Genomic DNA, 13,222 nt, shown 5'->3' with positions numbered 1-13,222 from the left:
GCTCCGCTCGGGCCCGCCGTCACCGTGCCGCGCCGGGCGCCGCCGAGATCATCTCATCCGGCACGGCGAGCAGGTCCACCCCTTCGGTGCCGGTCACCGTTGCCCGCACCAGATCGCCCGGGCGCAGCGCGGCCAGGTCGACCCCGCCCTCGGCCGGGGCGACCAGGGTGGTGGAACCGTCCACCTCCGGCGCCTGGTGGGCCGCCCGGCCCTCCACGACGCCGTCCTCGATCGAGTCGACCAGCACCTCGACGGTCGAGCCGAGCCGGTCTTCGGCCCGCTGCGAGCAGAGCTCGTCGGCGAGGGCGCTGAGCCGGTCGTAGCGCCGCTTGATCGTCGCGGCGGAGACCTTGCCGGGCAGGCCGGCGGCCTCGGTGCCGTCCTCGTCGCTGTAGTCGAACATGCCGATCGCGTCGAGCCGGGCCTCGGTCAGGAACCGGACCAGCTCGTCGACGTCGGCGCGGGTCTCGCCGGGGAAACCGACGATGAAGTTGCTCCGGGCGCCCGCGTCCGGGGCCAGGGCGCGGGCACCCGCCAGCAGCTCCAGGAACCGGTCGGTGGAGCCGAAACGCCGCATCCGGCGCAGCACCGGCTCGCTGGAGTGCTGGAACGACAGGTCGAAGTACGGGGCCACGCCCGGGGTGTTGGCGATCGCCTCGACCAGCCCGGGTCGAGTCTCGGCCGGCTGAAGGTAGCTGGCCCGCACCCGGACGATGCCGCTCACCGCGGCGAGCTGCGGCAGCAGCTTCTCCAGGGCGCGCGGGTCACCCAGGTCCTTGCCGTACGAGGTGGAGTTCTCGCTGACCAGCACCAGCTCCCGTACGCCGGTCTTGGCAAGCCACTCCGCCTCGGCGAGCAGCTCGTCCGGGGTACGCGAGACGAAGGCCCCCCGGAAGGCCGGGATGGCGCAGAACGCGCAGCGGCGGTCGCAGCCGCTGGCCAGCTTCAGCGAGGCCACCGGGCCGGTGTCGAGCCGTCGGCGCAGCACCTGGCGCAGGTGTGCCGGGGTGTGCTCGTCGGTGTCGACGACGGTGCGGCTCACAGTGCCATGGCCGGGCAGGGACACACCGCTGTCGCGGCGCTGCACCGGGGTCAGCGGCAGCAGCTCGCGCCGGTCCCGTGGGGTGTGCGCGGTGATCTGCTCGCCGGCGACGACGGCGTTCAGCCGGGCGGCGATGTCGGGGTAGTCGTCGAAGCTCAGCACCGCCTGGGCCTCGGGGAGGCTGTCGGCCAACTCCCGGCCGTACCGTTCGGCCATGCAGCCTGCGGCGACCACCTTGGCGCCCGTTCCGGCGGCGGCGAGCAGGGTCTGGATCGAGTCCTGCTTGGCCTTCTCCACGAAACCGCAGGTGTTGACGACCACCACGTCGGCGCCCTCGCCGTCGGTGGTCACCTGCCAGCCGTCGGCGTGCAGGCGGGCGGCCAGCTCCTCCGAGTCGACCTCGTTGCGGGCACAGCCCAGGGTCAGCAGGGCGACGCGACGGCCCTCGGCGTGGTCAGCGGGAGAAGGAGAGGTGGCAGACACCATCCGAGGGTACCGGGCCGGCCGGGTAAGCCCACGCACGCGGGCTGCGGAGACGGTCAACAGGGAGGCGAACGTCATTCCGGTCAGTGCGCCTCGGCGCCAACCCGGGTCAGCGCGTCGAGCAGGAACACCTCGGTGCCGGCAAGGCCGGTGGAGCAGAAGACGGAGATCTGGTCCGCGGTGGTCCGGCCGGGAACCGCGCCGGCCAGGATGCCGCCCAGGTCGCGCAACCGCCCGGCGTACGGGGGTGTGGCCGCGAGCATCGGCGGCTGGTAGTCCGCCGCCTGGGCCGGTGAATCGGTGACCAGCAGGTCGGCGGTGTCCAGCAGGTCGGTGCCGAACTCGCTGCGGTCGCGCTGCTTGAAACCGACCGCGTTGACGTGCGTGCCGGGGCTGAGGTCGGCGGCGCAGAGCACCGGGGTCGGGCTGGTGGTCGCCAGCACCACAAGGTCCCGCCCGACGACGGCCGAGCTCGGGTCGGCCACCGCGCGGGCCGGCACGCCCAGTTCGGCCCGGACCCGGGCGGCGAAGGCCTCCCGGCGAGCGGCGGAGCGGCTGTGCACCACCACCTCGCGCAACGGGCGGACCGCGGCGGCGGCCCAGACCTGGGTCCACGCCTGCCGGCCGGAGCCGATCACCCCGAGGGCGGCGGCGTCGGGACGGGCCAGCGCGTCGACCGCCAGGCCCCCCAACCCTCCGGTACGACGGGAGCCCAACTCCTCGCCGACCGCGACCGCCCGGATCGCCCCGGTCCGGGCGTCGTGCAGCACCACCAACTGCTCGCCCTGCGGATGACCGAAGGTGTCGTACGAGCGGAAGCCGTACCACTCGCCGACCAGGTGCCCGGCGGTGAGCACCATCCGCCCGCCGCTCAGCGGTGCGGCGGCCCGGGGCGGCGCGATCAGCCGTCCCTCGTACGCGGCCAGGAGGGCGGCGCGCATGGCGTCGACAGTGGTGGCGGCGTCCAGCGCGGCGGCGACCTCGGGGTCGGCGTAGAGCATGGTCATGGTGGCGATACTGCAAGTTGAAGTCAGGTGGAGGTCAACGGACCGTGGTGGTGGTCACCGCCCCGCCACCGGGGTCGGTGCTAGCGTCGGCACCGGCGGCCGAATGCTCGTGGCCGCTCCGGACGAGTGGTGGGCGTACCCGGTCAGGCCAAGACGCCCCGCGTGACGTGCAGACTCGACTCGTCCCGGCGCGGCAGCCCGGGCGCTTCCGGTGAGGTGAACGATGGCCTGGCTCGTACTGGTGATCTCGGGGCTGTTGGAGACGGCCTGGGCGATCGCCCTGGACCGCAGCGCCGGTTTCAGCCGGCTGGTCCCGTCCGTGGTGTTCGTGGTGACCCTGCTGCTGAGCATGGCCGGGCTGTCGTACGCGCTGCGGGACATCCCCGTCGGCACCGGCTACGCGGTCTGGGTCGGCATCGGCGCGGTCGGCACCGCGCTGGTCGGGATGCTGGCGCTCGGCGAGTCGGCGAGCCTGCCCCGAATCCTCTGCCTCCTGCTGGTGGTCGCCGGCGTGATCGGTCTCAAGATCTTCCACTGAGGCGCGCCGTCGGCAGGCGTGACCAGCGCCCACAGTGGGTAGTGATCGATTCGTCACGACAGGCTCTCACCCGGAGGAAGACATGGCCGACATGCCGAGCACCGCCCGTCCCCGCAGCAACGCCGCCCGCATCCTCACCATCGTGGGCTTCGTCTTCGCGGTCCTGGCCCTGCTGCTCAACCCGATCATCTTCGGCGTGCTCGGCGTCATCGCGGGCGTCGTCGGCGCGGTGCTCGGTGACAAGCCGCTGGGTTGGTACGCCGCCGTGGCCAGCGTCGTCGCCGCGATCATCAGCTTGGTGATCATCGGCGCGCTGATCAACAACTGACCACTCCCCCACATCGCGGGCCCGCCGGATTCCGGCGGGCCCGTCGCGCGTCCGGGTCGACTGTCGATCAGTCCACGTCGCCGCGCAGGCCGACCAGGACCTCGTCCAGCTCGTCCGGCTTGACCAGCACGTCGCGCGCCTTCGACCCCTCGGACGGCCCGACCACCCCCCGGGTCTCCATCAGGTCCATCAGGCGGCCCGCCTTGGCGAAACCGACCCGCAGCTTGCGTTGCAGCATCGAGGTCGAGCCGAACTGCGAGGTGACCACCAGCTCCACCGCCTGCACCAGCAGGTCCAGGTCGTCGCCGATGTCCTCGTCGATTTTCTTCTTGTTCTCCTGCGCCGGGGCCAGCACGTCCTTGCGGAACTCCGGCTCACGCTGGTCCTTGCAGAACTTCACCACGTCGGCGATCTCGCGCTCGGTGACCCAGGCGCCCTGGATCCGGACCGGCTTGGAGGCGCCCATCGGCAGGAAGAGCCCGTCACCACGGCCGAGCAGCTTCTCCGCGCCCGGCTGGTCGAGGATGACCCGGGAGTCCGCGAGGGAGGAGGTGGCGAACGCCAGCCGGGACGGCACGTTCGCCTTGATCAGACCGGTCACCACGTCGACCGAGGGACGCTGGGTGGCCAGCACCAGGTGAATGCCGGCGGCCCGGGCCAGCTGGGTGATCCGGACGACCGAGTCCTCCACGTCGCGCGGCGCGACCATCATCAGGTCGGCAAGCTCGTCCACGATCACCAACAGGTACGGGTACGGACGCATCTCGCGTTCGCTGCCCGGCGGAGCCGTGATCTCGCCGTTGCGGACCTTGCGGTTGAAGTCGTCGATGTGCCGGACCCCGTTGGCGGCGAGGTCGTCGTAGCGCATGTCCATCTCGCGGACCACCCAGTCCAGCGAGTCGGCCGCCTTCTTCGCGTTGGTCACGATCGGGGTGACCAGGTGGGGAATGCCCTCGTAGCCGGTCATCTCGACCCGCTTCGGGTCGATCAGAAGCAGGCGCACCTCGTCCGGGGTGGCCCGGGTGAGGATGGACACCAGCAGGGTGTTGAGACAGCTCGACTTGCCCGCGCCGGTGGCGCCGGCGATCAGGATGTGCGGCATCTTGGCGAGGTTGGCCACCACGTACCCGCCCTCGATGTCCTTGCCGAGCGCCACCACCATCGGGTGGTGATCGCTGGTCGCCGCCCGCGAGCGCAGCACGTCGCCGAGGGCCACGTTCTCCGGGTCGGTGTTCGGGATCTCCACGCCGACAGCGCTCTTGCCCGGGATCGGACTGAGGATCCGTACGTCCGGTGACTTCACCGCGTACGCGATGTTGCGGGACAACTGGGTGATCCGCTCGACCTTGACGCCGTGCCCCAGCTCCACCTCGTAGCGGGTGACCGTCGGGCCACGGGTGAAGCCGGTGACGGCGGCGTCCACATCGAACTGGTCGAACACGCCGGTCAGCGCGGCGATCACCTCGTCGTTGGCCTTGCTGCGGGTCTTCGCGGCCGCCCCGGCGCTGAGCATGTTGGCCGGCGGCAGGGTGTAGTCCCCGGACAGACCGGTCAACGCGAGCTGCTCGGCCCGGGTCGGGGCGGGCGAGTGCTCCGGCGGCTCGACCGGCGGTTTGCGGCTCGCCGGCACCTTCCCCGGAGACTTGCGCGGCAGCACCATGGTTTCCTGGAGGTCCGCGCCGTCCAGGTCCTCGAAGTCGTCCGGGTCCAGTGGTGCGGGCATCCGCTTAGCCGGTCGCTTGCGCGCCGGCTTGGCGGCCACCTCGTCCGCCTCCTCATCCGCCTCCGGTGCGCCGACCAGCCCACCGGCGAGCAGGCCCAGCCGCTCCGGGATCTTGTTGATCGGTGTCGCGGTCACCACGAGCAGGCCGAAGAGCAGCAGCAGGATGAGCAGCGGCACCGCCACCCAGGCGGTGACCGCCCGCTCCAGCAGCCCACCGACGCCCGCACCGACCAGACCGCCGGCGAAGTCACGCTCCAGCGGGTCGGCCGGGTCCTGACCGATCTGGAGCAGCGCGGCGGTCGACACCAGCAGCGAACCCCAGCCGATCAACCCACGACCCCGGTGCTCTGGATCGGCCGGCTGACGCATCAGCCGCCACGCCCCGATCATCAGCAGCACCGGTACGACAACCGAGATCGCGCCCAGGAAGAGCCGGATCGTGTCGGCCAGCCGCGTGCCCACCGGCCCCGCTCCGGACAGCCAGAGCGCCACGGCGCTGAGCAGGGCGAGCCCGAACATGAGCAGCCCGGCACCGTCACGGCGGTGCTCCGGGTCGAGGTCGCGGGCCGAGGCGGCCTGCCGGCCGGCGGCGCGCACCGCCCAGCCCATCCCGTGCGCCAGCCCCATCCACAGTGCACCGACCGCACGGCCGACGTAGACCGCCGGGCCGGGCCGGGACGGCGTGGTGCGACGTCGGACCGGCGCCCGGGTGGTCTTCTTCGCCGGTTGACGGGCACGACTGTTGGTGCCACCGCGCGGCGACGCGCCGCGTCGCCGGCTCGCCTGAGAGGTACGGCCCGCCATAGAGTCACGGTAACGGTGGGGCCGGGCAGATCCCCGCTTTTCCGGGTCGTGTCCGCGCGTCGTAACACGAACCCCACCGCCGGCCGTGATATCCGCCTCAGAAGGGATGCCCCATGGCGTCGCCGGAAATCGAAGGCGATCGGGACGATCCGCTGGCCGGGCACCCTGGCGCGCTGCGTCCGCTGACCGGCGATCTGGTCGCCGCGGTGCTCGCTGCCCGTGGCCGATCCGTCGATCCGACCCCGGACGGCGAGCTGGTGGGCACCTTCGACGACAACCTGATCTGGTTCCTCCGCGTCGGCGGGGACGGGGAGCTGCTCCAGATCCGCACCATGGTCGATCCGACCTTCGGCATCGAACGGGTGCCCGACCTGTACGCGTTCTGCAACTCCTGGAACCACGACCGGCTCTGGCCGAAGGCGTTCGTCCACGTCGCCGACGACGGTCGGGCCCGGGTGTACGGAGAGGTGATCACCGACCTGGAACGCGGCGTGACCCCACACCAGCTCGACCAACTGCTCGACTGTGGCATCTCCACCGGCTGCCAGCTGGCCGTGGCGGTCCGTCGACTACCCGGCGCGGTGCCGTCGTGACCGGCCGGGACGAGTTCACCGGCAGCCGCACCGGCACGCCACCCACCGGCTCCGGTGACCGGCTCGCGCGGGGCCGCGTACCGGCGCTGGAAGCCGCGCTCGCCGAGGCCCGGGACCTCCCCGACGGCCCGGCCCGGCAGGTGGCCCTGGAGCGGCTCGCCGAGCGCGCCGACGCGGCCGGCGACGTCCGGTCCGGGATGGACGCGCGGTTCGCGTTGATCGAGGCGTACCTGCTGCACGGGGAGCGGTGGCGTCTGGTCGAGCCGGTCCGGCGCTGCCGGGCCGCCGCCGACCACCGACCCGACCTGCTCACCGAAACGGAGACCGGCCTGCTGCTGCGCTACCAGCGGTACGCGGTTGAGGCGCTGCTCGGCACCCCCCGGGTCGGGCTGGACCAGACCCGGTCCCTGCTGCACGACCTGGCCCACCGCGTCGGCGCGGACGGCCCGGACACACCGACCGTCGCTGAGCTGCATTGCCGGATCGCCGATCACCTGGGCGACGAGCCCACCGCCCGGCACTGGTACGAACGGTGGTCCGGAAAACGGCCGGGCCCGGCCGGCGGCTGCCCGGGCTGCGCCTCGGCCCGGCGTGCCGAGCTGCTGGCCGGCTGGGGCGAGTGGCATGCCGCGGTCAGCGAGCTCGGGGAAACCGACGGCGACCCGCAGTCCTGCACCGACCAACCCGAGCGGGACCTGGTCGCCGGTCTGCTGCCGGCACTGCGCACCGGCGAGCAGGCACGGGCGGCGACGGCGCACGTGCGGGCGTACCGCCGGCACCGGCGGGAGCGCGCTGCGTTCCCGCACCTCGCCGCGCACCTGCGGTTCTGCGCGCTGGGCGGGCACCTGGAACGCGGGCTGGCCATTCTGGCCGAGCAGCTGCCCCGGTTGGACCAGCCGACCGACGATCTCGCCGCCATGGAGTTCGCCGCCGCTGGGGCACTGGTCTGCGGGCTGGCCGTCGAGGCAGGTCTGGGCGGGCGGACGATGCCCCGGCCGGCGTACGGCGAACGGACGGCCACCGAGTTGGACGTCGCCACGCTCGGGGCGCTGCTGCTCGGGGTGGCCAACGAGTTGGCCGGCAGCTTCGACGCGCGCAACGGCACCGGGCACCACTCCGGACGGATGGCCGCATGGCTGGCCGAGCGCCCGCTCGCGGCGCCGGTTCCGCTGCCCACCGACGACGAACCTGACGAGCCCGACGAGCCCGACGCCGACTGGCCCGAGGCCGAGGCCGAGGCCGAGCTGGGCGAACGCGAGTTGTCCGCGCTCTCCCTCGGCATGATCACCGGGATCCTGGACGGGCGCGGCGACCGATACCTCGTGGACGAGGGCGAGACCGTGGTCGGCCACTGGGAGGGGGCGGTGATCCAGTTCCGGCGGGCCGGTGAGCGCGGCGAGGTGCTGCACGCCCGCGCCATGGCCGACCGCCGGCTGCCAACGGCCCGCCGCGCCGAGGCGTACGCCTTCTGCAACGCGTGGAACCACGACCGGCTGCTGCCCAAGGCGTACGCACACGACCTCGGCGACGAGTTGGTGCTGGCCGGCGACGTGGCCACCGACCTGGCGCACGGGGTCGCCCCGGCGCAGCTACGGGTCCTCATGGACGCCGCCATCGCCACCGGCATCGCGTACGCCGAGGCCGTCGCCGCGCTGCCCTGATTCGCCAGGGGCGCCAACGGTTGCAGTTGCCGCGCGACTGCACGACATCCGACAGCTCGCAACCGGGAGAACGGCACCGGGGTGATATCGCCGTCAGCCCATCGCAACCCCTCGGGAGTCGTCATGAACCGCCCTCTCCGGTCCGGCATCGTCGGTGCCGCCGTGCTCGCCCTGTCCGCCCTCGCCACCCCGACCGTTGCCGGTGCCGCCCCTGCGAAGCCGACCGTCTCGCCGAGCACGACGGCCGGGAACGCCGCGCCGACGATCCTGGCCCGGGCCGACATCGTCTTCCTCGGCGGCGACCCGTGGCACCCGTCGGGTCCGCTGGAGGTCAAAGTCGTCAACGAGGGTGGGGCAGCAGCGAAGGGCTTCTTCGTGCTCCGCCTGCCACAGGATGCCGACCTGACCGCTGGCGGCGACTGCCGGGCCGGTGACGGTGCGACGAGGACCTGGGTCTGCGGCGGCGCGGAACTGCCCGCCGGGGGCGATCGGACGTACCGCCTGACGGTGACCTCATCGGCTGCGCAGCCGGTCTTCGGGGTGGCCGAGTGGGGTTCCGTTGCCGGTCAGGACGCCACTGGCCGCGCCGACCAACCCACCGACTTCCGGATCAACTGGCCGGACCGCACGACGCTGCGGCTACGGGCCACCGCCGGCCCGGTCGTCGACGGTGCCGCGACCATCCGGGTCCGGGTCACGAACACCGGCACGTTCGACATCGGCGGGTACTCGTTGAACGTCGCCACCCCGGCCGGGGTGCGGGTGACCGCACCGGGGTGCTCCGACAGCGGCCGGATGAACGGTGCGGGCTGCGAGATCCTGCGTGAGCGCCGCCTCGCGGACGGCGCCACGGACAGCTTCGACGTACGTGTGGCGGCCGCTGGCGGCACGAAGAGCGTTCGACTCTGGCTCGCGCCCACCACCCGGTACACCAACCCGGACACCTCGGTGACGCTCCGCCTGACCGGCGGCGGATCCGGAGGCGGCGCGGCCACCACCGCGCCACCGGCCGACCCGACCACGCCAGCGACCACGGCGCCGGCAACGCCCGCCCCGAAGGCAGCGGAACTGCCGCGCACCGGCACGACCACCATCGTGTACGGCCTGATCGGCGTGTCGCTGCTGACCCTCGGCTGCGGACTGCTGCTCCTGCGACGCCGGCTCCAGCGTGGCTGACCCGCAACGGCGAGCCCAGCCGTGAAAACGGCGATGCCCGCCCGCACCTCGTGTGCGGACGGGCATCGTGACGCGTGCGGTCAGACCTCGACGACGGTGGGCACGATCATCGGCCGACGACGGTACTTGTCGTTGACCCACCGCCCCACGGTCCGCCGAACGATCTGCTGAAGCTGGTGCGGGTCGGTGATGCCGTCCGCCGCGGCCCGGTTGAGCGCCTCGGTGACCAACGGCACCACCGGGTTGAACGCCTCCGGGTCCTCGGAGAAGCCCTTCGCGGAGAGCGTCGGGCCGGCGACCACCTTGCCGGTGACCGAGTCGACGACCACTGTGGTGGCGATGAAACCGCCGTCACCGAGGATCCGCCGTTCGGTGAGCAGCGACTCGCTGACGTCACCGACAGCGAGGCCGTCCACGTAGACGTACCGGCTCTTCACGTGCCCGACCAGGCTGGCGCGGCCCTCGACCAGGTCGACCACGTCGCCGTCCTCGCAGAGCACCACCCGGTCGGCGGCGACCCCGGATTCGATGCCGAGCCGGGCGTGGGCGCGCAAATGACGCCACTCGCCGTGCACGGGCATCAGGTTGCTGGGCCGGACCACGTTGAGCAGGTAGAGCAGTTCCCCGGCGGGGGCGTGCCCGGAGACGTGCACCTTGGCCACGTCCTTGTGCACGACCACCGCGCCGGCCCGCGCGAGCCGGTTGATCACCCGGTAGACCGAGGTCTCGTTGCCGGGCACCAGCGAGGAGGCCAGCACGACGGTGTCACCGGGGGCGATGGTGATGTGCCGGTGGTCGCCGCTGGCCATCCGGCCCAGCGCGCTCATCGGCTCACCCTGGGAACCGGTGGACATCAACACGATCTGCTCCGGCGGCAGCGTGGTCGCCTCCTCGATCCCGATGACCAGGCCGGCCGGGATGTTGAGCAGGCCGAGGTCCCGGGCGATGCCCATGTTGCGGACCATGGACCGGCCGATCAGCGCGACCTTGCGGCCGTGCTCGGCGGCGGAGTCGAAAACCTGCTGCACGCGGTGCACGTGCGAGGCGAACGAGGCCACGATGATCCGACCCTTGGCCTTCGCGAAGATCGAGTCGAGCACCGGGCCGATCTCCCGCTCCGGGGTGACGAAACCGGGGATCTCCGCGTTGGTGGAGTCGGACAGCAGCAGGTCGACGCCTTCGGCGCCGAGCCGGGCGAAACCGGCCAGGTCGGTGATCCGGCCGTCCAGCGGCAGCTGGTCCATCTTGAAGTCGCCGGTGTGCAGCACCAGGCCGGCGGGGGTGCGGATGGCCACCGCGAGGGCGTCCGGGATCGAGTGGTTGACAGCGAAGAACTCACACTCGAACGGGCCGAGCCGCTCACGGCCGCCCTCCCGCACGGTCAGCGTGTACGGCTGGATCCGCCGCTCGGCCAACTTCGCCTCGACCAGGGCGAGGGTGAACTGTGAGCCGACCAGCGGGATGTCGGGCTTGTGGGCGAGCAGGTACGGCACCGCGCCGATGTGGTCCTCGTGACCGTGCGTCAGCACGATCGCCTGGACGTCGGCCAGCCGGTCCAGGATCGGACCGAAGTCGGGCAGGATCAGATCCACACCCGGCTGCTCGACGTCGGGGAACAACACCCCGCAGTCGACGATCAGCAACTTGCCGTCGTACTCGAAGACGGTCATGTTCCGACCGATGGCGCCGAGCCCGCCGAGCGGGATGATCCGCAGGCCGCCTTCCGGCAGCGGCGGGGGTAGCTCCGCCTCGATGTGCGCCTCGGTCACGCGTCCACCTCATTCTGCGACGCCGTTACTCGACGTCCATCGTGTCGTTCGTTCATTCGGGCAGCTCCAGGCCCGCTGCCGCGAAGTCCGCGCGCAGCTGGGCGATCTCGTCGTCGGTGGCGTCCACGAGCGGGGGTCGCACCGGGCCGGCCGGCAGGCCCAGCGACGCCAGGCCCGCCTTCACCAGGATGGTGCCCTGGGTACGGAAGATGCCGGTGAACAGCGGCAGCAGCCGCCGGTGCAGGGCCAGCGCGGTCGGCATGTCCCCCGCGTCGTACGCCTCGATCATCTGTGCGGTCAGCGCCCCGGTGAAGTGCGTCGAGGTGCCGACCACGCCCACGCATCCGACGGCCAGCGCCGGCAGGGTGAGGGCGTCCTCGCCGCTGTAGAAGGCGAGGCTGGTCCGGCTGGTGACCCAGCTGGTGGCGGTCAGGTCGCCCTTGGCGTCCTTGACCGCGACGATCCGGCCGTGTTCGGCGAGCCGGACCAACGTCTCGGTGTCGATCGGCACGCCCGAGCGGTGCGGGATGTCGTACAGCATCACCGGCAGGCCGGTGGCGTCGGCCACCGCGGTGAAGTGTCGCAGCAACCCGCTCTGCGGCGGCTTGTTGTAGTACGGGGTGACCACCAGCAGGCCGTGCGCACCCGCCTTCTCGGCGGCGGCGGCCAGCTCGATGGTGTGCCGGGTGTCGTTGGTGCCGACGCCCGCGACCACCTTGGCGCGGTCACCGACGGCCTCCACCACGGCCCGGATCAGGTGTTCCTTCTCCGCGTCGGTGGTGGTCGGCGACTCGCCGGTGGTGCCGTTGACCACCAGCGCGTCGTTGCCCTGCTCGTCGACCAGGTGGCTCGCCAGCCGGGCGGCGCCGTCGAGATCGAGGGAACCGTCGGGGGTGAGCGGGGTCACCATGGCTGTGAGCAGCCGGCCGAAGGGGCGGGACGCCGGTCGGGCTGCGGCGTCAAGGTGGTCGTGCGTCATACCCTCCAACCTAGCGGACGACCAGCCGAGGCCCGCCGGGGAAGGGCTCAGGACGCCTCGTGCGGGCTGGCCGCCACTTCGGTGCCGTCCGGCAGCGTGGTGATCACGAAGTCGGCGAACACGTTCGGGGCGACCCCCTGGAGCTGGCGCAGGCACTCCACGGCCAGCTCACGGATCTCCACGTCGGCGTGCTCGGTGGCCCGCATCGCGATGAAGTGCCGCCAGGCCCGGTAGTTACCGGAGACCACGATCCGGGTCTCGGTGGCGTTGGGCAGCACCGCGCGGGCCGCCTGCCGGGCCTGCTTGCGGCGCAGCGTCGGGTTGGGCTCGTCGGAGAAGCGCTGCTCGAGGCCCTCCAGCAACTCGGTGTACGCCCGAACGCTCGCCTCGGCGGCCTCCACGAACTTCTTGTGCAGCTCCGGGTCGTCGGCGATGACGGCCGGCTCGACCATGGCCGCGTCCCGCTCCGGGACGTAGCGCTGCGACAGCTGGGAGTACGAGAAGTGCCGGTGCCGGATCAGCTCATGGGTGAAGGAGCGGGACACCCCGGTGAAGTAGAAGGTGACCGAGCCGTGCTCCAGCACGCTCAGGTGGCCCACTTCGAGGATGTGCGCCAGGTAGCCGGCGTTGGTGGCGGTCGCCGGGTTCGGCTTCTTCCACGACTGGTAGCAGGCCCGACCGGCGAACTCGGCGAGCGCCTGGCCGCCCTCCGCGTCGGTCGACCACGGCACGTCGTCCGGGGCCGCGAATTGGGTCCACGCGATCAACTTGACCTGGGGCTGCACCATGTCCGGCATTCCTGGGACTTTAGTGGTGGGGTGCCGTCCGACCCAACTCAGGCGCGCCCCGTGCAATGTCGATCACTCAACAGCGGTGAGCCGCCGAAGCCCGGGGGGGTCCGGGGTCCGGGGTCCGGGGTCCGGGGTCATCGTTGTCGTTGTCGAGACCGGGACGGACAGTTCCATCAGCGTCCTTTGGAGCTGAATCGTTTGCGACATCGGCCCGGCGGATGGGCTCTTCATCAGGCACGTCATCTGCCAAGGACGGGCCCGCCCCAACCCGACGAGCGTGGCCCGAGCGCCGCCCAGGCACCTATACGCCCGAGCGGCCCGAGCGGCC

The 13,222-nt window shown here is 72.1% G+C and carries 11 protein-coding genes and 1 riboswitch; of the genes, 5 read left to right on the top strand and 6 right to left on the bottom strand.

What is annotated here, in order from left to right; all coding sequences use genetic code 11:
- Positions 1 to 19 precede the first annotated feature (19 nt).
- The gene (gene rimO / locus MED15_RS22180; protein WP_112700456.1) at positions 20 to 1,528 is read right to left on the bottom strand and encodes a 30S ribosomal protein S12 methylthiotransferase RimO; all 1,509 of its coding nucleotides are present in this window, start codon (positions 1,526 to 1,528) and stop codon (positions 20 to 22) included.
- 80 nt (positions 1,529 to 1,608) lie between these two features.
- The gene (locus tag MED15_RS22175) at positions 1,609 to 2,532 is read right to left on the bottom strand and encodes an ornithine cyclodeaminase family protein (protein WP_112736838.1); all 924 of its coding nucleotides are present in this window, start codon (positions 2,530 to 2,532) and stop codon (positions 1,609 to 1,611) included.
- A 91-nt stretch (positions 2,533 to 2,623) separates the two neighbouring features.
- Positions 2,624 to 2,695: riboswitch (guanidine-III (ykkC-III) riboswitch) on the top strand.
- Positions 2,696 to 2,755: 60 nt separating this feature from the next.
- Between MED15_RS22175 and sugE the strand changes: the two genes are divergently transcribed.
- Together sugE and MED15_RS22165 are read left to right on the top strand one after the other, a co-directional pair.
- Positions 2,756 to 3,070: a quaternary ammonium compound efflux SMR transporter SugE gene (gene sugE, locus MED15_RS22170; protein WP_112586602.1), complete on the top strand. Its 315-nt coding sequence runs from the start codon at positions 2,756 to 2,758 to the stop codon at positions 3,068 to 3,070.
- Between the two features lie 82 nt (positions 3,071 to 3,152).
- The gene (locus MED15_RS22165; protein WP_112586600.1) at positions 3,153 to 3,398 is read left to right on the top strand and encodes a hypothetical protein; all 246 of its coding nucleotides are present in this window, start codon (positions 3,153 to 3,155) and stop codon (positions 3,396 to 3,398) included.
- A 67-nt stretch (positions 3,399 to 3,465) separates the two neighbouring features.
- On the opposite strand, the gene MED15_RS22160 is transcribed toward MED15_RS22165, so the two are convergent.
- Positions 3,466 to 5,925, bottom strand: a complete 2,460-nt coding sequence (locus MED15_RS22160; RefSeq protein ID WP_112586598.1) for an FtsK/SpoIIIE family DNA translocase — start codon at positions 5,923 to 5,925, stop codon at positions 3,466 to 3,468.
- Positions 5,926 to 6,038: 113 nt separating this feature from the next.
- Between MED15_RS22160 and MED15_RS22155 the strand changes: the two genes are divergently transcribed.
- The 3 genes from MED15_RS22155 to MED15_RS22145 all read left to right on the top strand — a co-directional run bounded on the left by MED15_RS22155 (position 6,039) and on the right by MED15_RS22145 (position 9,355).
- Entirely contained in the window at positions 6,039 to 6,518 is a 480-nt protein-coding gene (locus tag MED15_RS22155; protein WP_112736836.1) for a YbjN domain-containing protein, read from the top strand.
- 86 nt (positions 6,519 to 6,604) lie between these two features.
- Positions 6,605 to 8,179 carry a type III secretion system chaperone family protein gene (locus MED15_RS22150; RefSeq protein WP_225855427.1) on the top strand — a complete coding sequence of 525 codons (1,575 nt, stop codon included), beginning with the start codon at positions 6,605 to 6,607 and terminating at the stop codon, positions 8,177 to 8,179.
- Between the two features lie 123 nt (positions 8,180 to 8,302).
- Positions 8,303 to 9,355 (top strand): LPXTG cell wall anchor domain-containing protein, encoded by a 1,053-nt coding sequence (locus tag MED15_RS22145; protein ID WP_112736834.1) that lies wholly within the window; start codon positions 8,303 to 8,305, stop codon positions 9,353 to 9,355.
- 80 nt (positions 9,356 to 9,435) lie between these two features.
- On the opposite strand, the gene MED15_RS22140 is transcribed toward MED15_RS22145, so the two are convergent.
- The 3 genes from MED15_RS22140 to thyX are packed head-to-tail and all read right to left on the bottom strand — an operon-like array spanning position 9,436 to position 12,891.
- The gene (locus MED15_RS22140) at positions 9,436 to 11,124 is read right to left on the bottom strand and encodes a ribonuclease J (RefSeq protein ID WP_112586590.1); all 1,689 of its coding nucleotides are present in this window, start codon (positions 11,122 to 11,124) and stop codon (positions 9,436 to 9,438) included.
- A 52-nt stretch (positions 11,125 to 11,176) separates the two neighbouring features.
- Entirely contained in the window at positions 11,177 to 12,103 is a 927-nt protein-coding gene (gene dapA / locus MED15_RS22135) for a 4-hydroxy-tetrahydrodipicolinate synthase (protein ID WP_091400427.1), read from the bottom strand.
- A 47-nt stretch (positions 12,104 to 12,150) separates the two neighbouring features.
- The gene (gene thyX, locus MED15_RS22130; protein WP_091400425.1) at positions 12,151 to 12,891 is read right to left on the bottom strand and encodes an FAD-dependent thymidylate synthase; all 741 of its coding nucleotides are present in this window, start codon (positions 12,889 to 12,891) and stop codon (positions 12,151 to 12,153) included.
- Positions 12,892 to 13,222 lie beyond the last annotated feature (331 nt).

This window comes from Micromonospora noduli (assembly GCF_003264475.1).
Taxonomy (GTDB): Bacteria; Actinomycetota; Actinomycetes; order Mycobacteriales; family Micromonosporaceae; genus Micromonospora; species Micromonospora noduli.
This window is presented reverse-complemented; position numbering and strand designations above follow the sequence as displayed.

Coding starts and splice junctions, on each gene's coding strand:
- rimO (WP_112700456.1), bottom strand. CDS start 1,528: ATGGTGTCTGCCACCTCTCCTTCTCCCGCTGACCACGCCGAGGGCCGT.
- thyX (WP_091400425.1), bottom strand. CDS start 12,891: ATGGTGCAGCCCCAGGTCAAGTTGATCGCGTGGACCCAATTCGCGGCC.
- MED15_RS22155 (WP_112736836.1), top strand. CDS start 6,039: ATGGCGTCGCCGGAAATCGAAGGCGATCGGGACGATCCGCTGGCCGGG.
- MED15_RS22145 (WP_112736834.1), top strand. CDS start 8,303: ATGAACCGCCCTCTCCGGTCCGGCATCGTCGGTGCCGCCGTGCTCGCC.
- MED15_RS22160 (WP_112586598.1), bottom strand. CDS start 5,925: ATGGCGGGCCGTACCTCTCAGGCGAGCCGGCGACGCGGCGCGTCGCCG.
- sugE (WP_112586602.1), top strand. CDS start 2,756: ATGGCCTGGCTCGTACTGGTGATCTCGGGGCTGTTGGAGACGGCCTGG.
- dapA (WP_091400427.1), bottom strand. CDS start 12,103: ATGACGCACGACCACCTTGACGCCGCAGCCCGACCGGCGTCCCGCCCC.
- MED15_RS22165 (WP_112586600.1), top strand. CDS start 3,153: ATGGCCGACATGCCGAGCACCGCCCGTCCCCGCAGCAACGCCGCCCGC.
- MED15_RS22175 (WP_112736838.1), bottom strand. CDS start 2,532: ATGACCATGCTCTACGCCGACCCCGAGGTCGCCGCCGCGCTGGACGCC.